Below are 23718 nucleotides of genomic sequence, written 5' to 3'. Positions count from 1 at the left end.
TCGTGATTATTTTGAGACTGGTCATGGCAGAGTGATTTGTAGAGCCAAGGCAGGAATAGAGACCAAAAACAATGGTGCTGAATCTATTATCGTTACGGAAATACCGTATATGCTGAGCAAGACACTATTGATAGAAAGAATAGTGAAGCTGGTAAAAGAAAAACGAGTAGAAGGTATTTCTGATATCAGAGATGAAAGTGGACGTCAGGGAATGCGACTGGTGATCCTCATCAAGCGTAATCATGAAGGCAACTCAGTTTTAAATAAACTGTATAAATATTCTCAGTTGCAGTCCAGTTTCAGTGTTAATAACCGCTGTCTGGTTGGTGGAATTCCCAGAGTATTGAACTTGAAAGAAATGATCGAGGAATTTATTAAATTCCGGCATGAAGTGATTGTTCGCCGCACCAAATTTGAGCTGGATAATGCTGAACGCCGTTTGCACATTTTAGAAGGGTTGCGTATCGCTCTTGATAATATTGATGATATCATTGCTACTATCCGCGCTTCAGCCAGTACAGCAGAAGCCAGTGCGAACCTGCAGGAAAAATTTAAGCTCAGTGAAATCCAGGCGAAAGCAATTCTGGATATGCGATTGCAGAAACTTACGGGCTTGGAACGTGAGAAATTAGAAGCCGAATATACTCAGCTTATAGCTACTGTGGCAGAATTGCGTAATATACTGGCAACTCGGGAATTACGGATGGAAATCATTAAAGAAGAAACTTTAGAAATAAAGAACAAGTATGATGATCCCCGCCGAACAGTAATTCTGGAAGGCTCAGCAGATATTGAAACAGAAGACATGATAGCTGATGAAGATATGGTAGTTACGATATCGCATGAAGGCTATATCAAGCGTCTTCCAAGCGATACATACCGTAAGCAGGGACGTGGTGGCAAAGGACTTTCCGGATCAAATCTTAAAGAGGAAGACTTTGTTGAATCTATCTTTGTGGCTTCTACTCATGCCTATATTCTCTTCTTCACTAACCTGGGCAAGTGTTACTGGCTCAAGGTGCATAAGGTGCCAAAAGTAGGTCGTACTGCCAGAGGTAAGGCAATTGTGAACCTGCTGCAAATAGAAAAAAATGAAAAAATTGAATCATTTGTGACTGTGCGTGACTTCAATCAACCTTGGAATATCACCATGGTAACTAAACATGGTACTGTGAAAAAGACCGTTTTAGAAGCTTACAGCAGACCTCGGGTGACTGGAATTATTGCCATTAATCTGGATGAAGGTGATCAATTGATTGATTCCCAACTGACTACCGGCGATAATAACATAATTCTGGCTACAAGATTTGGGTATGCTAATAGATTCGATGAAAGCGATGTACGTTCAGTAGGCAGAAATTCCCGTGGAGTTCGTGGTATCAGCCTGAGACAGGGTGATGAAGTAGTGGCTATGGTAATAATCAAACGCGAAGGAACCCTGTTGGCAATAAGTGAAAATGGCTATGGAAAACGCAGTCCTGTGGAAGATTATGGTAAAACTAAACGTGGCAGCAAGGGAGTGATCACACTTCGCACAAGCGCCCGTAACGGAAAACTGATCTCTCTGCTGGAAGTTGTTGATAATGACGATCTGATGATCGTTACACGGGAAGGCATGATCATTCGATTGAGTGTTGATAAGATATCTGTGATTGGCAGAGCCACTCAGGGAGTACGCCTGATCAACCTTCATGAAGGTGACAAAGTATATGATATTGCCCGGATCACACCAGATGATTCTGAGGATGATGGTGAAGAGGGTGATGAAAATGGCAATGAGATAGAAACTGAAGATACGGAACAGGACGAAAATGAAGTTATCGTTGATTCTTCTGATGAGGGCATTGATGATGAAAGTGAAGCTGAGGAAATCGAAGAAACAGATGATATTGATGAGGATGAATCCGAAAATAATCTCGATGAAAAAGATCGTCCCGCAGTACAGGAAGAGATAGAGTTCTAAACAGATAGAGGTAAAAATGAAAACGTTATTGCAGATTGTTCTGATTGTAGTGCTCATGTTGCTGATCGCAAGTTGTGCTTCCCGATACCTGCCGATAGGTGGGGAAGGATTGATGGTGATCAATGACGCATATCTATATCAGGATGATGAAGCGGAAGTAGTTGCTCAAAACCGCTACTGGGTACGTGAACCGCAAAATCTCAATGATTATTTTACCACTTTTTATGTTACTGTGAAAAATCGTTCTGGAAAAAAGCTTAACGTTATCAGCAGTGATTTTGCGCTTCTGGATCAAGATGGCAATCAAAGTGATCCGCTCACAGTAGAACAAATCGAGGATATTTTACTCCATAATGAATTACAATACCTGGTGATGAGAAACATTGATGAACAGGATGACAGAAAGATGGTTACCATAAATGATCAGACAGATACTCTTGAACAATGGCGAAGAGCCAAACGAAATCTGATCAGTGATTCTTTCACCTTTGGTGACATTTTTCCCCAGGCAAAACGTACAGGTTATCTCTTCTTTCCCAAAGCAAACATCAAAAATGATGAACTTACTTTAATATATAAAACTCAGCAAATGAAATTCAGGCGTTGAGTCAGTTTATGAATAAAAAGCCCCGTTATATAGCGGGGCTTTTTTTATTCTTACCAGTAAGATATTTCTGGCTTGACAATTGCAGTGTAGTGAAATTCTTTCTCAATTTCTTAAAAGAATATAAAAATAAAGGAATATTGGAGATAGTATGCTTGATTTATTAAGTAATAATAAGCGCAGTCATTATGCTGCCAATCTTACAAAAGAATTGGTAGGTGAAAAGGTTACAGTGATGGGATGGGTTCATCTACGTCGTGATCTGGGAGGCTTGATCTTTATCGATTTGAGAGATGTTACTGCTCTTGTCCAAGTGGTTTTCCAGCCTGAAAACGCTGAATTGCAACAGAAGGCTCATCAGATCAGAAATGAATATGTAGTAGCGGTCACGGGAATAGTACGTGAACGTCAATCTGGAAATATTAATAAATCAATGCCTACTGGAAGTATTGAGATAGAAGCTTCTGAACTGCTGATCTTAAATGATTCTGCCCCACCACCTGTGCAGGTAAATGAGAAGCTGATGGCTGATGAGAATCTGCGGCTAAAATATCGCTATCTTGATCTGCGGCGTCCGGCTCTTAGAGATAAGATCATCATGCGGCATAACGTGGTTTTTGCTATCCGGGAATTTCTTAGTGGGAAAGGATTTTTTGAGATCGAAACTCCTATGCTAATGAAAAGCACTCCAGAAGGAGCACGAGATTTTCTGGTGCCGAGTCGGATACATAAAGGCAAATTCTTTGCCCTTCCCCAAAGCCCGCAGATTTATAAGCAGTTACTTATGGTCTCAGGTTTTGATCGCTATTTTCAGATAGCAAGGTGCTTCCGTGATGAAGACCTGCGAGCTGACAGACAACCAGAATTTACTCAGCTTGATATGGAAATGAGCTTCGTGACCAAGGAAGATATTTTCACGATCAATGAAGAATTATTTCACTATATATATAAAAAATGCCTTGATATCGAACTACCTATTCCCTTCCCAAGACTTACATATCGTGAATCAATGGAGCGTTTTGGTATTGATAAACCAGACCTGCGCTTTGGGATGGAACTTATTGATCTTTCTGCTATCCTGGCAAAAAGTGAATTTAAAGTATTCAGCGGAGCGTTGCAGAGTGGTGGTTCAGTCCGTTGCGTAGTTGCTCCCGGATGTGCCAGTTATTCCCGCAAAATGATAGATAATCTTACTGATATTGCCAAGCATCTCGGTGGTAAGGGATTGGCATACTGTAAGGTTGAATCTGGCGGTCTCACTTCCGGGATAAGTAAATTCCTCTCGGAAAAGGAAGTTCAGAATATACTTAGCGTCACCAAAGCAAATGATGGTGACCTCATTCTTTTTGCCGCAGATACTGAAAAGATTGTATTTAAAGTTCTGGCTGAGATCAGAAACCAATTTGGCAGAGAGCTTAAACTCTATGATCCAAAAGAATTTAATTTTCTCTGGATTACTGATTTCCCGCTATTTGAGAAAAATGAAGATACTGGAAAATGGGAAACAATGCATCATATGTTCACGATGCCACGTGAAGAGCATCTTGATTATTTTGATGATGAGGCTAAAATCGACCAGATTGAAGGTCAGCTCTATGACCTGGTCTGTAATGGAATGGAACTCTCATCAGGTAGTATTCGTTGTCATCGCCTTGATATTCAGCGAAAGATTTTTGATGTATTGGGGTTTGAAGAAGACGAATTACAGCAGAAATTTGGCTTTTTCCTTAATGCCCTAAAATATGGAACTCCTCCCCACGGTGGGATTGCTCCGGGAATTGATCGTCTTGTGATGTTGATAACATATGCTGCAAGCCTTAGAGATGTTATCGCATTTCCAAAAACCCTGCAGGCAGTTGATTTGATGAGTGATGCTCCAGGTATTGTAGATCCTCTGCAGCTTGAAGAACTGGGTATCAGTATTACTGAGATTGAAGATTAATGGTCTCCTGATCAGATGAGAATAGCTGCACTCACCTATGGTTGCAAGATAAATCAATATGAGACTATCTGCATCATAAATGATTTTATTCAAGCTGGATGGGAACAGGTACGTTTCAATCAAGAGGCAGATGTTTACCTGATTAATTCATGTACAGTTACAAATAGAACCGATTATAAGAGCCGAAATGCTATCAGAAAAGCATTAGATCATAAGCAAAAACGACCAGATTCTATGATAATTGTCACCGGATGTTATGCTCAATTGAACTATAATGACATAGATAAACTGGGACCTATAGACTATATTATTGATAATAATCACAAAAATATGATCTATCAGATACTGCAATCCCTGGAAGATCCCGGTTTTGCCGATATTAAAAATGAGCATAATTTTGCTGAACAAACAACCTCTTCAATGCTGAATAGGAGCAGAGCTTTTATCAAAGTTCAGGATGGATGTGATTATAATTGCGCTTATTGTGCTGTCACTCTTGCACGTGGACCTTCTCGCAGTCGCAATCCGCAAAATATTATACAACAGATCAATATTCTGGCTGATAATGGGTATAGGGAAGTTGTTCTGGCTGGTGTCAATCTGGGATTATATGGTTATGACAAAAATGATAATTACTATTTGACAGACCTTATCATGGATATTCAAACTATTCCCGGGATCGAACTTATCAGATTATCTTCTATTGAACCACAATTATTTACAGAGAATCTCATAAATTTAATCAAGAGCAATGATAAAATATGTCCTCACTTTCATATACCTATGCAATCTGGAAGTGACAATATTCTTCACAACATGGGAAGAAAATATTCACAAGATGAGTTTAAAAAACTTATTATTGAGCTGAATAAAATATCTCCTTATGCTGCAATTGGAATTGATGTGATAGTTGGACTTCCTGGTGAAACTGATGAAATCTTCCTTGAAACCAGGTCTTTTCTGGAAGAATTACCATTAGCATATTTCCATGTGTTCCCCTATTCTCGCAGACCAAATACAATTGCTGCTGATATGCCGGAACAGGTTCATGGTACAGTCAGTCATCAACGTGTTCAGGAACTTACGGCATTATCAGGTCAAAAAAAAGCTGCCTATCGACAAAAACTAATCGATAACAAAGTGATTCTAAAAGCAATAATAGAAAGCGAATCAATCCATGGAATTTCCGGCTTGAGCGATCATTACATCAGGATACACTGTGCAAAGGACTCAGGCACAGTTGGCGATCTGGTACGCGGAATTCCTGTAAATTCCGTCGGTGACGACTTAATTATTGAGGTGTTCTCTTGATCCAGATAAAAAATGTCAGCATTTCCTTTGATAAACAGGTAGTTCTTGAGAATATTAGTTTTGATATAAATGATAAAGAAACTATTCTTGTAGTTGGTCAAAGCGGGTGCGGTAAAAGCGTATTGATGAAAATCATCGCCGGCTTATTAATCCCTGATAGTGGAAAAGTTATTATTGATGGTAAACAATTAGTAGAAAGCAGTAAACCGGATGCCATCAAGATACGTCAAAACCTTGCCATGCTATTTCAAGGAAGTGCCCTTCTGGATTCCATGAATGTCTTTCAGAACGTTGCTTTGCCTTTATTTGAGCACACAAAACTCTCTCACCAGGAAATAGAAAAACTGGTGAAAGAAAAGCTGGCACTGGTTGGGCTTACAGATATTCTTCATAGAATGCCAGCAGAATTAAGCGGAGGAATGAAAAAGCGGGTCGCATTTGCCAGAGCCATTATTACTAACCCGCAGTACATTATATATGATGAACCCACTACAGGTCTTGATCCTGTGATGGCATCTGAGATCATTAGTCTGATCAGTAAGCTCCACCACACTCATTCCACTGCTACCGTGATTGTTACTCACGATCTATATTGCATCGAGAAAATTTCCGGCAGGATTGTGATGCTGGCAGATAATAATATTATCTTTGACGGTAACTATAACAATTATAAAAATGTTCAGGATAAAAGGATAAAGAAATTTCTGTATTCCACAGAAAGGTAAAACTATGAAATTTAATGAAAAGCAGAATCAGACAAGCTTCCGAGTAGGTCTATTTGTAATCGTCAGTCTTGTTATACTTGTTTCAGGTTATCTCTGGCTCACTAATTATCTGGAAAAGGGTGATCTCACTCAGTTTACCATTGCTTTCCCTGAAGTATCTGGTTTAGAACTCGGTGATGGAGTGCTCATCTTGGGAATAAATAGTGGAAAAGTTACTGATATCAGCCTTAAAGGTAGCAAAGTGCTTGTTTCTGTATCAGTAAAACTGCAGGAACCTCTCAGAACAGGAACCACATTTTCCATCAAGGATACTTCACTAATGGGTAGCACCAGAGTTATTATTCAGCCAGGCACAGGTTCACAACTGCTTGAGACATCACAAATCCAGCAAGGGACATTTATCGCAGGATTGACTTCCCTCACTTCAGAAGCCAGTAAAATGATCCAGGAATTACAGCAGTTACTTTCCAGTTTCAACGATCCTGACAATGTTTTTGATAAATATTCTCAGGCAGCGGACAGTCTTCAGTTATTTTTGCATAATGCCAATAATTTCATAATAAAAAACGATGAGAATCTCACTACTACAGTCACTATCCTCACCCAGACCAGTCAGCAAATTGCCGATATTATCTCCAGAAACAAAGATAATATCGATAGTACTATTTCCGGCTCTAATGAATTAATTACAAATCTGACTCATACCAGTGATTCTATCCGTCTGCTTTCAGAAAAGATCAATATAATTGCTGAGCAGATCCAAAATAAAGACTCGACTTTCTCAGAACTCACGCAAGATGACGAATTATATCAGAATCTGCTGCGCTCCACTGCCAGCCTGGACAGTCTCATCCAGAATATCAAAAAAAATCCTAAAAAGTACCTTAGTATAAAGATGTTTTAATTATGAAAAAATCATTATTTTTATTTTTATATCTCCTTATTTCACTCTCTCTTTCTGCCCAATATTATGGTAAGAACAAAATCCAGGCAGAAAAAACCAACTGGAATAAAATACAGACAATGCACTTTGACATCTATTATCCCAGTGATGATAATAATTTTGGCAAGATAGTAGCCCTTTGTGCAGAAGAAGCTTATTATTATCTGAGAGATGATTTCCGCACTCCCATTAAACAGCGGATACCGATAATTTTCTATAATTCACACGAAGATTTTGAGGCAACCAATGTCATCTCAAACCTGCTCTCTGAAGGTGTTGGTGGCTTCACTGAAAGTATGCAAAATCGTGTGGTAATGCCTTTTTCGGGCAGCTATCGCGAAATGGAATCCACTCTTATCCACGAATTAACGCATGCCTATGTTAATGAACTCTCATCTTCCTACAGCAGCAGAATGTCTACTCGCTCACTTCCCTTCTGGCTTTCTGAAGGATTACCGGAATTTATCTCCGTTAACGGTCAAAGCGTTTATAATAACATGTTCATTATGGATTTGATCTATAATAATAACCTGATCAATCTCAATGAAGTAGGTGGATATTATGCTTATCGCGAAGGTGAATCATTCCTTAAATTTATTGAAGATGAATATGGTAGAGATAAAGTTATGGAAATTTTTTACTCTGCCAGAATAACAAAATCTGATAACTTTACCAAAAAGATCTTCAATTTAACCTTTATTGACCTGCAAACTCGCTGGGAAAACTATCTTAAACGCAAATACTTCCAGATCTATAATGACTACCAGGCACCTGATGAAGCCTGCGAAAAACTCACTTTCTCAGAAAAAGATGGCTCTTCTATGAATATGGCACCCCGCTGGTCGCCTGATGGTATACACTATACCTGGTTTTCCAATAAAAAAATCACTGATGCTATTTTCCTTAAAGACAGGCTTGATCTGGAAAAAACTACTCAGCTTATACGCAGCGGAGTTAATGGCAAAATAGAAGAATTTCATTTTAAGAAAAATAATATCGCCTGGTTCCCCGATAGCACCACTATTGCCTTTGCTGCCAATACTTCTTTTGGTGACCGCATATATTGTCTGGATACTGATAGTGGTGATATTATCAGAACCATAAAATTTGATTCTGTCAAAGTGATTCACGAAATTGATATTTCACCTGATGGTAATAAAATTGTCTTCAGTGGCATCAAAGACACAGATTCAGACATCTTTGTCTATGACCTGAAAACTGCAAACCTGCAAAGATTAACTGATGATCGCTATTATGATGGAGCACCTCGCTGGTCACCTGATGGCACAAAAATCGCCTTCTATTCAGAACGCATTCCTATCACCGCTCAGGATAAAATCCATATCTTTGATAATTGTATCCAGAATATCTATTATTATGATCTGAACCTTACTAAATTCTATCAGGTTACCCACAGCAGCAGCGATTGCTATAATCCCGAATGGAATTCTGATTCTTCTCAGATCCTCTATATTTCACATGAAGATCAGGTAGCAAATATTAAAATCGTCGATATCATCAATGCTGCTCAGGCTCAGGTAACCAGTCTCATCTCGGGGGTTCTTAGCTTTGACCTTAGTCCTGAAGACGAAAATCTAATTCTTTCCTGCTTCTATAATGGTGCCTGGGATATATATCAAATCTCCGCTCCTCTTGATAGCCTTGTGTGGACTGATTATGAATTCCCGATGCAGGTTGAATTCAATGATGATTTCTGGGAAATGTTCGATATTGACCGTATCCGCAATTTTGGCAAAACCAATCTTGCCTTTAAAAAACGCAGTTCCAAAAGCAAGATTGATCCTGAACTGGCAAAAATGTATGACATTGATATTGATTTTGGCCCTGATACTACTATCGTGGAATATAATCGCCAGATAGATCGCATGCCTGAGTTACCCAATGAGCCAGAGATTGCTCCCTATAAAACAAAGCTGAAAGTAGATTACTTATGGGGTGGACTTGCATACGGCTCCTCGGGAACTTATGCCATGCTGGACCTCTGGGCTTCAGATATACTAGGAAATCACTCAGTTTATACCAGCCTGAATATTACTGGCAGTATCGAAAATTCATCTATCCTGCTGCAATATTTGAACTTGGAACACAGAAATGATTACGGTGGTGGAGTTTTCTACCTTAATGATGAAACCATCTATCAAATCTATTATGATAATAATATTTCCAATGATTATTTCCGAAAACGTACTTGTCAGCTAGGTTTTTTTGGCGCATTCATTCATCCCTTTGATAAATATTGGCGCACAGAACTTCAAGTCGCCTTTTTACATCAGCAGATATATCGAGACTGGTGGGATGATTATCACAATGAATGGATAGAAGAAACTCTGCCCGATGACTTAGGACTTAATACAAATGAAGAAGCATGGATGCTGGCACCCCAGATCAGCTTCATTCATGATAACTCGCTTTATGGCAACGTTGGTCCTGTTTCCGGCTGGAAGGGTTATCTAAATCTCAGACATGCCTTCTCCACTGATGAATCATATTCCTCTGCTTATACCGATCTTCGTAAATATTTCTTTTTTGCTAAACGATATGCCTGGGCAAACCGCTTTCTTGCGGGTTGGATTGATGGTGATATTTCCAGTGAATTTGACTTGGCAGGTTTCTACGGTGTGCGCGGATTCGATGATGATGAACTCACCGGTAAAAATAAAATCCTGTTAAGCACAGAATTTAGATTCCCTCTCATTGATAATCTCTCTCTCGCATTCCCCCTGCCGATCAGACTTTATGGAATTCGTGGTTCTGCCTTTGTTGATCTCGGGGCAGTCTGGAATAAAGGTGATGATTTTAAATTCTCAACAAAAGGTACATTGGTAGATCCCAAAATGGGGTTCGGGTTCGGTCCTCGGATGAACATGGGTTACTTCGTCCTGAAATTTGATATCTCCTGGGCAACCGATCTCACTAATACATCAAAGCCAAAATACTACATCTGGCTTATCGAAGATTTCTAAAAACTCCTCATTAAATTTAGTTTACCATCATTATTTGCAATTTATTTGCATATTTGATTCAATAAATATATTGACAGCTATTTTTACTAAATTACATTTTGACCATATAAATTAAGGAAGTATTATGATATTAAGTTTCAGTGTCACAAATTATCTCTCTTTCAAAGAGAAAGAGACAATTTCTTTCATTGCCAATTCAGACAAGAATCAAGAAAATTTCTATATAGAAACTTTGGGTAAATATAAAATTCTAAAAATGGCTGGCATATTCGGTGCAAATGCTTCGGGTAAAACAAATTTATTAATTTCAATGAAGCATTTACGTGATATTGTTATAACTGATGAACAAAAGAAAGAAGATAAAATTTATCGATCTGCCTTTGCCTTCGATCATACCTCAAGAAATAATGCTTCTGTTTTTGAAATATCATTCTATCATGAAATGCGATTTGATTATAAAATAATATTTAATGATACTCAGATATTAAGGGAAGAATTGTATCATTATAATCCCAATAAAGCTGAAGTTTATACTCGTATCGTAAATAAAAATGGAGTATCAAAACTAGATTTCGGAAGCAAAATTAAGATTAGTGGTAAAATTAAATCTGCTTTGCAAAGCTACTTAATAAAGAATCGAAGTCTTTTAGCCACTGTAGGGAAAGTAGAACTTGATGAACAAACACTATTACTTTCTCGAAAGTGGTTTTTTTCTCATTTAAAACCAATCTACTCATCAAAAGAGAGATTAAGAGATATTGCATTTATTATACTTCAAGAGAACCCAGAATTAAAGTCTAATGTTATTGAATATCTAAAAAGAGCAGATTATAATATCTCCGATTATAGTGTTGATAAAATGGAGATACCAGAAGAAATTATCAATCAAATGAAAACTGATAATGAAGACTTGATCAAGAAAATGCTCGAACAAAAAGAAATTACTTTTAATCATCTGATAAAAACAAAAGATGGAGATAAGGAATATCCACTTAATGAGAATCTGGAATCTGCTGGTACCAACACTTATTTTAACTATGCAGTCATTCTCAGTTACTTTCAAAAGTATAGTGGGATTCTCATAATTGATGAATTAGAGTCTTCTCTACACCCTGAGTTATTCCAATTCTTCGTTGATTCTTTTATGCTTAATACAAAGAATTCTCAGCTTATCTTCACTTCTCACTACCTGCCTTTTCTGGAAGATCAGGAAGATATCCGTAAAGACGTTATCTGGTTCACCAATAAACGTGATGATGGTTCTACTGAATTGTATTCACTCAAAGATTTCGATATCAGAAAAGAACTCAATTTCTATCGTGCCTATAAAGTTGGTAAATTCTCCGCTAAACCGGTACTCGGTTCAGCAATTTTACCTGTAGAAGATAATGAATAAACTTCGCCCTTTATCACTCTCTCTTGCTATTATATCGGAAGGAGATACTGAAGGCTGGTATTTGCGGCAATTAAAATCCGCTGAAAGAATTAATTTCGATATTTTTCCTAAAGAAGGAAGAAATCTTGTTGGTATGAAAAACAAACTCCAAAATCTCCTCTCCCAAGACATCTATGACTACATTTTCTGCTTGGTTGATATGGATACAAAACTTGATGGTGCAGAAAAGACAAAATATCAGAATTTTATGCAATTTGCTCAAAAATACGAAAATGTCCACATTATTGAATCTCAACCCTGTTTTGAATACTGGTTCTATCTGCATAAAGCTAACTTTTCAGCCAGATATTTTAAAACCTGGAAAAATGAACAGCCTCTAAAACCTGAAATATTGAAGATTATTCCTGCTTATGAAAAGTCCAAGATTTTCTATTATTCCAAATCAGGTCAGGGCTTATATAACTTATTGAAAACTCATTTATTATCCGCTGCAAAAAACAGCTTCAAACTTAAAAATAACGATAAATATCACTATTGCCAGTTCTTCACATTGTTCGGTCTTATTTTATGCAATAAAGTAAAAGAGATCAATGAAAACGATTTCTTTAATTGCCTTAATGAAAATCAACTCTGTGTTTTTATCAGCAACTTTTTACTTACATATACTAAATAACTATCTATTAAAATATTAACTTCTAATCCCTACTTCTCAATACTCCGCTCAAAAATCTCAAAAATATCACGTGGTAGCCTGCGAGGTTTGCCATTATTAGCATACACTCCCTCGATTGTAATGCGGCTGCATAATTCATCATCCACATACATTTCCTGCTGCCATAAACCTCGTAATCTGCTCCCTGAAACTACCCAGCTTTTAACCAATACTTCTGATTCCAATTGAATACCCTTTATAAATTCTAACTCTACTTTTGTTATATAGATCGCTATTCCCCGTTCCTGCAGTTTACGGATCGGCAGATCAACATCCTCCAGAAATATCGACCTCGCCTCTTCATATAAATGCAGATAATTTGCATTATTCAAATGACCATAAATATCGCATTCATAGCCAAATACTCTACGCTTGTATTCATGCACCATGGCAATCTCCTTACTCTAATTTTCTTTCTGCTTCTATCTCAAAATCCGCTACCCTATCTGTCAAGTTTTGTCTGTTTCTTCCACAGAAGCATTCCCCATCTATCCTGCGCATGCAATACTATCATTTTAATACTCTAAATATTTGCCACCACATAAACACATGTTCTTCTTTGCAAATTCTGTTTTTTCACCGTTTTTACCATTTTTTTTGATTTTTCCATATTTCCCGCAATTTTTTGCCCTTTTCGCTTCCAAAACATCCTTCTATCCCTTTCATAGAGCTAATTAAGTGTCATTAACGAGGAACAACTTAGCACTATCTAACAAAAAAATGTCAGTATGTGCTTTGTTGTTCAATTTGAAGTCAGCTTAATATTTACTATAAATGATACGTTAATACAGGAATTTGATGAAATATGTTATATGGATTATATTCTTTTGATAATTTTAGTTGGGGAATGACAACTTAAGAAGTCATTTTCAATAAGATACTGACCATTTGAATAGTCATCTTTTATACAAATATGACCAGTCAGATAGTCAAAATTATAATTTAGTCCAGTTCGAGGATGGTTGTGGATAGGTGGGGTATTGTGAGGGATGATTCTAAGTGGGTTGCTTCTATTTGGCGGGACTTGTAATTATCATCAAATATTATGCGCCAGATGCCTTCGGGGAGTTTTAAATCAACTGATTTGAGAGTGGGGTTGTGGATGATCATGAGGTCGGTATCTTTGTTGAGTCCACTTATATAGATAGCGATGAGATTTTTGGGGACACCTTTTTTTACAATTGAAATTCTTTTTTTGATCTGGAAAGCTGTCCGCAATCTGAGGGCAGAATATTTTTTTCTGAGTGCGATCAGGGATTTTATATAATCATAAAAATCATAGTAAGTAATTTTGCACTCCCAGTCGATCTGATTAACCTCATCATTGGCTTTATAGGAATTTCTGATGTCATCTTCACTGGCACCAGGAACTCTTTTTGTACGCAGAAATTCTGAGCCGGCATGCAGGAAAGGAATCCCCTGACTGGTGAGAGTGACAGCAAGTCCTAATCTGGCAGTTTTGATCTGGTCATTGATGCTAAGATCTGGCAGGGTTCTGATTATTTTATCAAACCAGGTGTAATTATCATGCGCAGAGACGTAGTTTATTGTTTCAGTGGGAGAAGCAGTAATATCATCAATACTTCCCATAATGGCATTTATCATCTGAGGTTTAAGCTGAAATTCTCCCATCACCCAACCCCTTGCTGTGCCGTCTGTATCCCCGCGGACACTATCCCGGAAATGATCATTGAACACGGCAAAACCCTGATTTTTCTGGGTACCCTTGATAGCGGGATTTTCCAGCGGAGAAGCACCTCCAGCCCAGGGTTCACCGTAAAGCAGTACATCAGGTTTGAGCTTTTTTAGTTCTTTAACAATCTGTTTCATAGTGGGCAAGTCCATGAGTCCCATGAGGTCAAAGCGGAAGCCATCAATCTTGAATTCTGTGAGCCAGTAGCGCAGGGAATCAATGATATATTTTCGCACCATTGGTTTTTCTGAAGCAATTTCATTCCCGCAGCCAGAACCATTTGTGTAATGCCCGGCATTATCCATGCGATAAAAATATTCCGGCATAAAGGTATCAAAGACGGAAAATGGTGCACCTACATTTGCCGTGTGATTATAAACCACATCCATCACAACTTTGAAGCCATTATTATGCAGGGCCATGATCATCTGGCGAAATTCCACCAGTCTCTGGATGGTATCAGGTTCTATAGCATAGCTGCCTTCGGGAACATTATATGAATTTGGATCATAACCCCAGTTACGTAATTTTTGCGGGTCGTTACCAGTTTCATCTACAGTATCAAAATCAAAAACAGGCAGCAATTGAATAACGTTAACTCCTAATTCATTAAGATGATCAAGTCCAATGGTAATTGTTTTATCGGGTTTGTCAATTGTACCAGACCAGGTAAGTCCGAGGAATTTACCACGGGTATTTTCGGGTCCTTGCCAAGCAGGAGAAATGGAGAAATCCCTGACGTGTAATTCATAGATGATGGCATCCACGGGACTATTAAGGGTGAAATTATCTTGTTCATCCCATCCCTTGGGATATGTATTCTGAGTATTAAATATCATTGAATGCGTGCTGTTTATAGAGAGGGCGCGGCTGTAAGGATCTATCTGGCGATAAGTATTAGAATCAATCCTGATCTCATAAAGATAATAGCAATTCTGGAAATCTCCCTGGAGTTCTGCCTGCCAGACTCCCTTTTGAGCTCGCTGCATGGACTCAATCTGAAATGGCTTCTGCTGGTTGGCATCTTTAAATAGCAATACTTTCATTTCGTCAGCAACGGGACTCCAGATCTTAAATATTGTTCGCTGGGAAGTCCAGTTAAAACCAAGATCAGTTTTATTGTAATAAAAACCCGGCTGATTGAATATATCCCGGTTGAGGAGCTTAATTCTGTTCTTTCCCTGATAGCTGAGATAATAAGTCTGGTCTGGCATAAGTTGCTGTTCAGTTTTCAAAAATACCTTGAAACTTTGAAAACCGAACATGTTATTCTTAAGGATAAAGCGTACTTTGTCTCCACAGGTCATACATCCCTTTTGATAGAAACTGCCAGAATTATCATTAATGCGAAGATTCTCACCATGAGGGTACCAGATAAATCTATTTTCGATGAATTTGAAAGCTTTATCTTTAACCAGATCAAGAGGGAGTTCACAATAGTAGTAATGTGACTTAGAATCCCAATGCATCCTGCCTTCAGGAAGGATTTTCCAGTTATAGAATTCACCTGTAACATGAAGTTCCCGGGGTTCAATATCTGCTAAAATTATATTTATTTTCTGATTATTTTCATTTTGAAGGAGAAAACTTTCAGGATCAAATGTCATCTTTTCATCTGTCTGCGAGATGGTGACACTAATAAGTTCAAAATCATCAATATAGGCAACTACCGGATGCTGCACATTCACACTCCTGCTAATTTTTTATAATCCGGCTTATTTCAATTAGCGCTCAACCTGTCAATGATAAAGGCAAATTCGAAGGCAATCTCTTTGAGATAATCATACCTGCCGGAAGAACCGCCATGCCCGGCATCATTGATCTTGAGCAGCAGCAGGTTGTCATCAGTCTTCATTCTGCGTAATTTGGCACATAATTTGGCTGGCTCCCAGTAATTAACCCGCGGGTCATAAAATCCACCCAGCAGGAGGATATTGGGATAGTCCTGTGCTTTGACATTATAATAAGGGCAGTATGACAGCATATATTCAAACTCAGATCTGATATTGGGATTGCCCCATTCTTCATATTCAGAGACAGTTGCCGAAAGCGTGGGATCAAGCATGGTATTCATCATATCCACAAAGGGGACATCACCGATCACTACTTCATATAGATCAGGACGCATATTCATCACGGCTCCTATCAGCAAACCCCCGGCACTGGCACCTTCAATCGCCAGTTGCTCTGAGGAAGTGTAATTTTCTGCTATCAGATACTCTGTGCAGGCAATGAAATCAGTAAATGAATTCTTTTTGTGCTCCATTCTGCCGGCTTCATACCAGCGTCTGCCCATTTCTCCCCCACCACGCACGTGGGCAATTGCCCAGCTATAACCTCTATCCAAAAGACTGAGTTTTGTAGTTGAAAAATAAGGATTACTATTATCACCATAAGCTCCATAAGCTGTCAGGAACATGGGGTGTTTACAATCCCGGCTGAAAGTATCCTTATTATAGACAATTGAGATGGGAATCTGCTCACCATCGGCAGCAGTTGCATATAGCCTTTCAGATACGTAAATTCCGTCCTGATAGCCATTAACCTGCTGTTTTTTGAGCAGGATCTGATCTCTGGTTATCAGATCATATTCATAGCTCCGCCAGGGCGACTGCATAGATTCCACCAGGTACCTGAAACTGGTACTGTTATATTCAGGCATAAATCCTGAATACAGAATAGCAGTTTCATCAGGTGGCATGATCAGATAATCTTCATCATTATCTAAGCCGATCACCCTGATCCTGTTCTGATAATTCTCAGTTTCGAATAAAATTAGATGAGTTCTGAAGATGGAAATATTGAAGGTTACATTATCACGATGAGGAATAAATTCCTGCCAGTATTTACGCTGAGGGGTATTTTCATTTACCCGCATCAGTTTAAAATTCTTAGCATCTTCATTAGTACTGATGAAGAATTCATCTTCGTGGTGAGTAAGATAATATTCAATATCAGGACGCCTGGGTTCCACAAGCTGCAACTCGCCCCAGGGATTTTCTGCTTTGAGTATTCTGATCTCGGAGCTGGTCTTGGAAGAAGTGCCCACGATGATATATTCCCGGCTCTTGCTTTTATACACATAGCAGTAAAATGAGCTGTCAGGTTCTTCGTAAATCAGTTCATCAGTATTGAATTCTGTTCCCAGACGATGCCACCAGACCTTATCTGTTCTCCCTGATTCGTCAGAAGTACAATAAAAGAGGGTTTCATTATCATTTGCCCAGCAGATATCATCCACATTGGCAAGACTATCTGCCAGGAGATCTCCACTTTGTATATTTTTTATATAGAGATTATATACTTCAGCCCCTGTGTAATCAGCAAGATAGGCCAGCATATTTTCATCAGTTGATATTTTCATCCCGCTAACTGCCAGGTATTCCTTATTTACTGCAAGTAGATTCTGATCAAAATATACCTCTTCTTCCGCAGTCATTTCATTATACTTTCTACAGTATAATGAATATTGTTTCCCGGGCTCTTCCCGGCTGTAATACCAGTAGTTTCCCAGTTTATAGGGTATGCTACTGTCTTCATCAGGAATGCGGCTGCGAAATTCATTATACAGAGTATCCTGCAATCCCCGGGTTGATGACATCATTGCCTGGGTGTAATCATTTTCCATTTGGAGATATTCTAATACTTCAGGATCGGTACGGGATTTATCCTTTAGCCAGCAATATTCATCGACAAGTGTGTCACCATGGACGACATTTTCATGATAGACCATATTAGCGATGGGAGGATCTGGTGCTGCAATCAACCATAAAACGGCTGAAAGCATTATGATAATCAGGGTATTACGATATTTCATATTTCCTGCTCATTCTTTTTTATTTTTATAATGCAATAATTGTTCCTCTTTCGTGATTAGAATTCTGGCATCTCCTTGTTTTCACACATTATTTTAGCCCTAACTAACTATAATTATTGGAGATAGCGGCATAATAGAAGTCAACCGGGTGGTCTACCATAATTCCTCCAAATTAAACTACCTCCCGGATGGTTGGAAACCTCCGGGATGGTGGCAACTGTTTTTAATCTATACATGCATGTTACATTTAGGCGACTCAGGTCAACCATTCAGGAGGTCTTCGACCATCCGGAAGGTTTTGGCTTTTCCTCTTTGATGATTAGATTCCTGACATCCCTTCTAACGTCTCACTTCACATTGCAAATCCTCCGCATTCTTGCACGAAGGGGGACTTCTCACTTAATTTCCCTATTGCGGCAACATTTTCAGAAAATTTGCACTAATGTAATGAATAGTATGAATAAAAACAAAGTGTGGAGGTATGGTTTATGATAACACAGAGGGTTGTTATTACAGAATATGATAAAAATCATAGTGCATTAAAAGAAGCAATTGATACCGGTTTAGAGCTGGCTAAAGATTCAAGACTTGTAATTTTAACAGGTGTCAAAGATAGTTTAGCCTTAGATCAATCTCTGGGCAGATCCACTATTAATCATATTAATAAGACTCACTCATATAGGGGAGTCAGAATATATATTGAATCACTAAAGACATATAAGTCTCCCAAACTTAATGATGTGGTAGTGGTTGTTTACTTATCAGATTTAGAAGCAGATCATATTGACTCAATTACAGGTGTTTCATATATTTTGGCAGTTGAAAACCACAAAGGTGAATTGGAAAAATGGATGCTAAGGTGGAATATAAGCTATGATGGAAATGGTCAATCATCATTACCAAAAACTGATCTGCCATGTATTCTCAAAGTTGCCCTTGATAAGTTATCAAACCAGATAAATATCGGTGATGGATTAGCTCATTCATCTGATGATAATTTTGCCAAGACTTATATTCGTACATTTTTTAAATATGGGATTGAACTAAATACAACTTCCATAAAAAACTATCTAATTACTATACATCATTGGAAACCTGAATATGCTAATCAATTTATTTTATGGATTAACAAAATGAAAAATGGAGGTCATTTTAAAGGTGGAGACAAAACAGGATTAAGTAGATACTATAAATTATGGAAAGCTGAATGTGACAACTATCAGGATGAATAACATTGCTAAATTTGAATTATGCCGAAGTGGATAGAAAAAACAAAAAGGAGATGTATTATGCAAAAGTATCGTGATATTGACCATGACTCTGGTGTGTCAGCTTATGAATATGGTCAGGACTGGATCAGAGTCCAGTTCAGGGATGGCTCTGTTTATGAGTATAGAAGTGAAAAAGCCGGTCAAGGTAATATTAATATGATGAAGCAATTGGCTGATGCTGGTGATGGACTTAACTCGTTTATTAACAAAGAAGTTAAATTCAAATATTCAAAAAAGATCAGATGAAATTATAGAGAGTGGAATAGAGGAGGAAATATACTGTCTGTGTAATCTCATACTTTCCTTCCCTATGACAGGGAAAAAGGGGCATCCGGTGGTAGGAGCAGGAAGTTTCATAGAAATGTTCCTGCTCTTCTGCTTGAAGACTTACGCAATCTAAAGATATATTTGATGTAAGTTACATATATAAATAAATTAAATAGTAATTAAATTAAGATTATCACCGTATTGCGGCAACATTTTCACTCCATAATACACTAATATGTAAATACATTAAAGGATTGTAAAATGAAAAAGATTATTTTTGTAATTATCTTAGCCCAAGCCCTTTTTTTTAATATGTTGAATTCATCACCTATCGATTACTCAAATCTTCCGGTTTATACTGGAAGCCTTAATGATCCTGGAGTTACGATTGTTGTTTATGACGATGAATTCTACGTACTTGAAATTGATGGAGAACTTTTTATATTCCTATTATAGGTAATTTCACTTTCCATTGCTATAAATTTAGCAAATAGAAAGAAAGGAGGAGACATGCATAAGGAAACGTTTGGAAATAAGAAGCTGTTAGACCTATGCGGCTATGGCTGACGGTGATTTTGGTGAGAAAATCAGAATCTGATTTTCAGCGAAATCGAACTTCCTGTCTTATTTATATTGACAGGGAGAGAAATAATAAAACTTTTATAAAGTATTTAGGAGTTTATTATGTTTGTTATCAGTTACAGTTTTTTAACTGCCAATTGGTATGTTGATAGTACTGTTCAAGGTCTAGGTACCTGGACAGCACTTGATCCATTTAACATAATTACATTAGCTGTTACAGCCCTCAGCAATGGTGAAAGTCTTCATTTTTTTGAAGCCAACTATTATAAAAATATCCTGAATACTAAATGGTTATATTAATTGAATTAAATATCATAAATAAAGTGTTGCCTGAACACTTGGAATGAACAGGCAGCTGGTCTAACAAAATACCTGATTTAAAAATACACAGGAGATAATAATGTGTAAAGATAAAAAATTTGTTTTAGCACTAATTATGCTAATCCCGCTGCTTTTAAGCGCTAGGCTTTATGTAGATGATGATTATACCGCAGCCACTCCAGGATGGGGTGTAACTACTTTTGATGAGATTCAGGATGCCATAGACAATGCCAGTAATGAAGAAACTATCTATGTGTATCCCGGTACTTATGAACATCTGACTATCGGAAATATAGGTTTGACGATAGAACATTGTGGAACAGGAGATGTTATTGTAGATGGAGATGATTCAGAAGAATGTATTTACTTCACTTCGAATTGTAATACAACTACTACATTAAGAGGATTGACACTTATCAATGGTTACGGTGGCTCAGGTGCAGGAATACATGTATCATGCGATAGAACTATTAAGATTGAAGAATGTGAAATCAGAGATTGCACTTCTGTTTCCTCTGGTGCAGGTATAAATTCCTGGTGTGCAGATTTAATAATTACTGATACTTCAATCTATAATAATACAACAGGAATTGCAAACGAAATCAATGGTGGTGGAATACGATTTATGGATGGTGATTTGACTTTAGAGAATGTAATATTCGCAAATAACACTTCTAAATACGGTGGTGCAATTTATTTAAAATCCACTGATGAAGAAACAACAGTTACTGCAGAGAATGTTTTGATTTATGAAAACACAGCAACTGAGGACGGAGGTGCCATGGGTATGAATCAAGAATATCCCGGATATGATCTGATAATTAACATGGATAAAGTCACTATTGCAGATAATAATTCGACCAATGGTGTAGGGGGTATATATGAAGCAGCAGGAACAGAAGATATAGACCTTACAATTATCAACAGTATAATCTGGGATAATGACAGCACACCTCAGATACCTGCGGATTATGACGTAACTTATAGTTGTGTTGATGGAAACACCGTTTATCCAGGAGATGAGAATATTAATGATGATCCTGAATTTGTTAATGCTGCTGGTGATGATTATACTTTGGATTACTTGAGTCCCTGCATTGATGCAGGCAACAGATCTTCTACTTATGATGACGATGATGGATCTATGGCAGATATGGGCTATGCCTATCATGAACAGTATAAATATGAGTGGCCGCTCTTTGGTACACCTCCCTTTCAAATGCGTTCAAACTGGAACTGGATATGTTTTGATCAATTGCCTGTTAATGAAGGATCTTCTAATATAGGACAAAGCGTAAGTACAGCTTTAGTAAGATGGCATTGGAATGATATACCTGATAGTTGCGGCTGGTTTAATGAAACCTGCGGTACTAATCCCTGGTTCTATGGACTTGATGAAGATAGTGACGAGTTCTTTGATACCTGGTCAGGTACAGGAAATCTATCAAGTTTGAAAGGTTACAAAATCTATAATCTGGAAGATAGCGATGCAGCATTATTTACCAGAGGAGATGATGTAGACGACGAAGAAGACGTTTCTACTGCAGCAGGAGCGGATACCTGGGTAGGATATTTTCCTGATGATACTCAGTCTGCAGAAGATGCTCTACCCAGTGCTGTTTTGAATGACTGCGTGAAGATCCAGACTCAGAGATGGGCTACAAGTAGAGCGACAACAGGCGATCCCTGGAGCAGTGATCCTGATGATCTTTATCTAAATTATACTGATATGGTAGTACTAAAAACTACCAGTGCTCAAAGTTTCCCATGGCAAAGTTCCAGAGACGATACAGAACCGATCATTAGACCTTATGCTGTACACTTCGAATGGGAAGAGGAGATTGATTACCTTCCCATTTTCGTGGAGTTTGATCCGGCAGATGTTCCTGATGAAGTAGCTGTTTACGTTGGCGGTGGATGCCAGGGCGCTGAAGTAGTGGAAGGATTGAATTGTCAGATATGTGCATATATACTGGAAGAAGATCAGGGACAGGAGATTGAATTTGAGTTCTGGTATGATGGCAGAGGAGAAAATGAACGAAAAGATAGTTATCAAATTCATGAGAACGGCTATCCTGTTGTAAGTAATACCTTATTTACCGGACAACCCGGTGAATTCTATACTCTAAGCTTCAATAAAGGCGAAACAATCGAACCTGTTCCCTATAATTTCTGTTGTTATCCCAATCCATTTAATCCGGAAACTACGGTTTCTTTCTCATTGGAAGAACTTTCAGAAGTTCAGATCATGATATACAATGTAAAGGGTCAAAAGGTCAGAACCTTAGCTGACGAAACATTCAGACCTGATGATTATAGTATAGTCTGGAAAGGAAAGGATGATAACGGACATAGGGTTGGATCAGGTATGTATTTTGTAAGACTTAAAATCAATGATGAGCTGTTTACTAACAAGGTTGTTCTCATTAAGTAACGTGATTCGAAACTCGTAACTCGAGACTCGAAAATCCTGGCGTCTCTTACGGGGCGTCAGGATTCTAACCAAGAAGGATGATATGAAAAAAACTTTATTATTAATATTGTTATTAACTGTCCTCGCTATAAACCTGCATAGTGTGTTGATTGATGTTCCTGACTGGGATAATGATGTTTACTCTATTCAGGACGGTATAGATCTGGCAGTAGATACGGACACCGTATTAGTTGCACCTGGAACTTATTATGAAAATATCAACTTTCTGGGGAAGAAAATCACTGTAACTTCAGAATACATTTTTACCGGATATCAATCAACAATCGAAGCAACTATCATTGATGGTTGGGATAATGATAGCGTAGTACGAATGGAAAGCGGAGAAGATACTCTCAGCTATTTATGTGGCTTTGTTATCAGGAATGGGAATTTTTATCGAGGGGGAGGAATACACATTTTTCGAAGTGGAGCAAAACTGGAGAATTTAAAGATAAGGAATAATATATCAGAATCTGAATATCATCCTCGGGGAGGTGGAATTTATGGTGATGGAGATATATATAATATGATACATCCTACTTGGCAGGATATTATCATACGAAATGTGGAAATTAGTAATAATACTGTTACAGGTAATTCCCCTTATGGTGGTGGAATACATTTATGCCGGGGAATCAATTTGGTAGTAATAGATAATGTTACTGTAACTAATAATCATTGCGAAGGGGGTTCATCAGCCAGTGGGGGGGGGGG

At 38.0% G+C, this 23718-nt stretch carries 19 protein-coding genes; 15 read left to right on the top strand and 4 right to left on the bottom strand.

The window, feature by feature from the left end:
* The 9 genes from RAO94_00820 to RAO94_00780 all read left to right on the top strand — a co-directional run.
* Positions 1-1963, top strand: a 1963-nt coding sequence (locus RAO94_00820; GenBank protein MDP8320870.1) for a DNA gyrase C-terminal beta-propeller domain-containing protein, incomplete at its 5' end; no start/stop codon positions are given.
* A 16-nt stretch (positions 1964-1979) separates the two neighbouring features.
* Positions 1980-2570: a hypothetical protein gene (locus tag RAO94_00815; GenBank protein ID MDP8320869.1), complete on the top strand. Its 591-nt coding sequence runs from the start codon at positions 1980-1982 to the stop codon at positions 2568-2570.
* A gap of 148 nt (positions 2571-2718) precedes the next feature.
* Positions 2719-4509 carry an aspartate--tRNA ligase gene (aspS, locus tag RAO94_00810; protein MDP8320868.1) on the top strand — a complete coding sequence of 597 codons (1791 nt, stop codon included), beginning with the start codon at positions 2719-2721 and terminating at the stop codon, positions 4507-4509.
* A 15-nt stretch (positions 4510-4524) separates the two neighbouring features.
* Positions 4525-5820, top strand: coding sequence for a tRNA (N(6)-L-threonylcarbamoyladenosine(37)-C(2))-methylthiotransferase MtaB (gene mtaB, locus RAO94_00805; protein ID MDP8320867.1), 1296 nt, complete (start codon positions 4525-4527; stop codon positions 5818-5820).
* Positions 5817-6545 (top strand): ATP-binding cassette domain-containing protein, encoded by a 729-nt coding sequence (locus RAO94_00800; GenBank protein ID MDP8320866.1) that lies wholly within the window; start codon positions 5817-5819, stop codon positions 6543-6545. Before mtaB ends, RAO94_00800 begins: the two co-directional genes overlap by 4 nt.
* Positions 6546-6549: 4 nt before the next feature.
* Positions 6550-7449 (top strand): MlaD family protein, encoded by a 900-nt coding sequence (locus tag RAO94_00795; GenBank protein ID MDP8320865.1) that lies wholly within the window; start codon positions 6550-6552, stop codon positions 7447-7449.
* A 2-nt stretch (positions 7450-7451) separates the two neighbouring features.
* Positions 7452-10472 (top strand): BamA/TamA family outer membrane protein, encoded by a 3021-nt coding sequence (locus RAO94_00790; GenBank protein MDP8320864.1) that lies wholly within the window; start codon positions 7452-7454, stop codon positions 10470-10472.
* 124 nt (positions 10473-10596) lie between these two features.
* Positions 10597-11868, top strand: coding sequence for an ATP-binding protein (locus RAO94_00785; GenBank protein MDP8320863.1), 1272 nt, complete (start codon positions 10597-10599; stop codon positions 11866-11868).
* Entirely contained in the window at positions 11861-12541 is a 681-nt protein-coding gene (locus RAO94_00780) for an RloB family protein (GenBank protein ID MDP8320862.1), read from the top strand. The genes RAO94_00785 and RAO94_00780 overlap by 8 nt, the downstream gene beginning before the upstream one ends.
* A 29-nt stretch (positions 12542-12570) precedes the next feature.
* Here RAO94_00780 and RAO94_00775 read toward each other — a convergent pair whose 3' ends face one another.
* The 4 genes from RAO94_00775 to RAO94_00760 form a co-directional block, all read right to left on the bottom strand.
* Positions 12571-12969, bottom strand: coding sequence for a thioesterase family protein (locus RAO94_00775; protein ID MDP8320861.1), 399 nt, complete (start codon positions 12967-12969; stop codon positions 12571-12573).
* A 126-nt stretch (positions 12970-13095) separates the two neighbouring features.
* On the bottom strand, positions 13096-13224 hold the full coding sequence (locus RAO94_00770; protein ID MDP8320860.1) for a hypothetical protein: 129 nt from the start codon (positions 13222-13224) through the stop codon (positions 13096-13098).
* Between the two features lie 298 nt (positions 13225-13522).
* Positions 13523-15955 (bottom strand): type I pullulanase, encoded by a 2433-nt coding sequence (gene pulA, locus RAO94_00765; protein ID MDP8320859.1) that lies wholly within the window; start codon positions 15953-15955, stop codon positions 13523-13525.
* 38 nt (positions 15956-15993) lie between these two features.
* Entirely contained in the window at positions 15994-18090 is a 2097-nt protein-coding gene (locus RAO94_00760; GenBank protein ID MDP8320858.1) for a S9 family peptidase, read from the bottom strand.
* A 488-nt stretch (positions 18091-18578) separates the two neighbouring features.
* Here RAO94_00760 and RAO94_00755 point away from each other — a divergent pair, with 488 nt between their 5' ends.
* From RAO94_00755 to RAO94_00730, 6 genes are all read left to right on the top strand, one after another.
* The gene (locus tag RAO94_00755) at positions 18579-19322 is read left to right on the top strand and encodes a hypothetical protein (GenBank protein MDP8320857.1); all 744 of its coding nucleotides are present in this window, start codon (positions 18579-18581) and stop codon (positions 19320-19322) included.
* Between the two features lie 57 nt (positions 19323-19379).
* Entirely contained in the window at positions 19380-19607 is a 228-nt protein-coding gene (locus RAO94_00750; GenBank protein ID MDP8320856.1) for a hypothetical protein, read from the top strand.
* A gap of 282 nt (positions 19608-19889) precedes the next feature.
* The gene (locus RAO94_00745; protein ID MDP8320855.1) at positions 19890-20084 is read left to right on the top strand and encodes a hypothetical protein; all 195 of its coding nucleotides are present in this window, start codon (positions 19890-19892) and stop codon (positions 20082-20084) included.
* Between the two features lie 228 nt (positions 20085-20312).
* Positions 20313-20510 carry a hypothetical protein gene (locus tag RAO94_00740; protein MDP8320854.1) on the top strand — a complete coding sequence of 66 codons (198 nt, stop codon included), beginning with the start codon at positions 20313-20315 and terminating at the stop codon, positions 20508-20510.
* Between the two features lie 100 nt (positions 20511-20610).
* Positions 20611-22965: a T9SS type A sorting domain-containing protein gene (locus RAO94_00735; protein ID MDP8320853.1), complete on the top strand. Its 2355-nt coding sequence runs from the start codon at positions 20611-20613 to the stop codon at positions 22963-22965.
* 82 nt (positions 22966-23047) lie between these two features.
* Positions 23048-23718: hypothetical protein (locus RAO94_00730; GenBank protein ID MDP8320852.1), on the top strand; the 671-nt coding region annotated here is incomplete at its 3' end.

Source organism: Candidatus Stygibacter australis, from assembly GCA_030765845.1.
GTDB classification, from domain to species: domain Bacteria; phylum Cloacimonadota; class Cloacimonadia; order Cloacimonadales; family TCS61; genus Stygibacter; species Stygibacter australis.
Note: the sequence above shows the minus strand (reverse complement) of the source record. Positions and strands in the feature narration are given on the sequence as shown.

What these genes read in the sequence shown, in the direction of transcription:
- RAO94_00790 (MDP8320864.1), top strand. Translation starts at nt 7,452, where the DNA reads ATGAAAAAATCATTATTTTTATTTTTATATCTCCTTATTTCACTCTCT.
- mtaB (MDP8320867.1), top strand. Translation starts at nt 4,525, where the DNA reads ATGAGAATAGCTGCACTCACCTATGGTTGCAAGATAAATCAATATGAG.
- RAO94_00745 (MDP8320855.1), top strand. Translation starts at nt 19,890, where the DNA reads ATGAAAAAGATTATTTTTGTAATTATCTTAGCCCAAGCCCTTTTTTTT.
- RAO94_00755 (MDP8320857.1), top strand. Translation starts at nt 18,579, where the DNA reads ATGATAACACAGAGGGTTGTTATTACAGAATATGATAAAAATCATAGT.
- RAO94_00740 (MDP8320854.1), top strand. Translation starts at nt 20,313, where the DNA reads ATGTTTGTTATCAGTTACAGTTTTTTAACTGCCAATTGGTATGTTGAT.
- RAO94_00785 (MDP8320863.1), top strand. Translation starts at nt 10,597, where the DNA reads ATGATATTAAGTTTCAGTGTCACAAATTATCTCTCTTTCAAAGAGAAA.
- RAO94_00795 (MDP8320865.1), top strand. Translation starts at nt 6,550, where the DNA reads ATGAAATTTAATGAAAAGCAGAATCAGACAAGCTTCCGAGTAGGTCTA.
- RAO94_00735 (MDP8320853.1), top strand. Translation starts at nt 20,611, where the DNA reads ATGTGTAAAGATAAAAAATTTGTTTTAGCACTAATTATGCTAATCCCG.
- RAO94_00750 (MDP8320856.1), top strand. Translation starts at nt 19,380, where the DNA reads ATGCAAAAGTATCGTGATATTGACCATGACTCTGGTGTGTCAGCTTAT.
- RAO94_00775 (MDP8320861.1), bottom strand. Translation starts at nt 12,969, where the DNA reads ATGGTGCATGAATACAAGCGTAGAGTATTTGGCTATGAATGCGATATT.
- RAO94_00760 (MDP8320858.1), bottom strand. Translation starts at nt 18,090, where the DNA reads ATGAAATATCGTAATACCCTGATTATCATAATGCTTTCAGCCGTTTTA.
- aspS (MDP8320868.1), top strand. Translation starts at nt 2,719, where the DNA reads ATGCTTGATTTATTAAGTAATAATAAGCGCAGTCATTATGCTGCCAAT.
- RAO94_00780 (MDP8320862.1), top strand. Translation starts at nt 11,861, where the DNA reads ATGAATAAACTTCGCCCTTTATCACTCTCTCTTGCTATTATATCGGAA.
- RAO94_00815 (MDP8320869.1), top strand. Translation starts at nt 1,980, where the DNA reads ATGAAAACGTTATTGCAGATTGTTCTGATTGTAGTGCTCATGTTGCTG.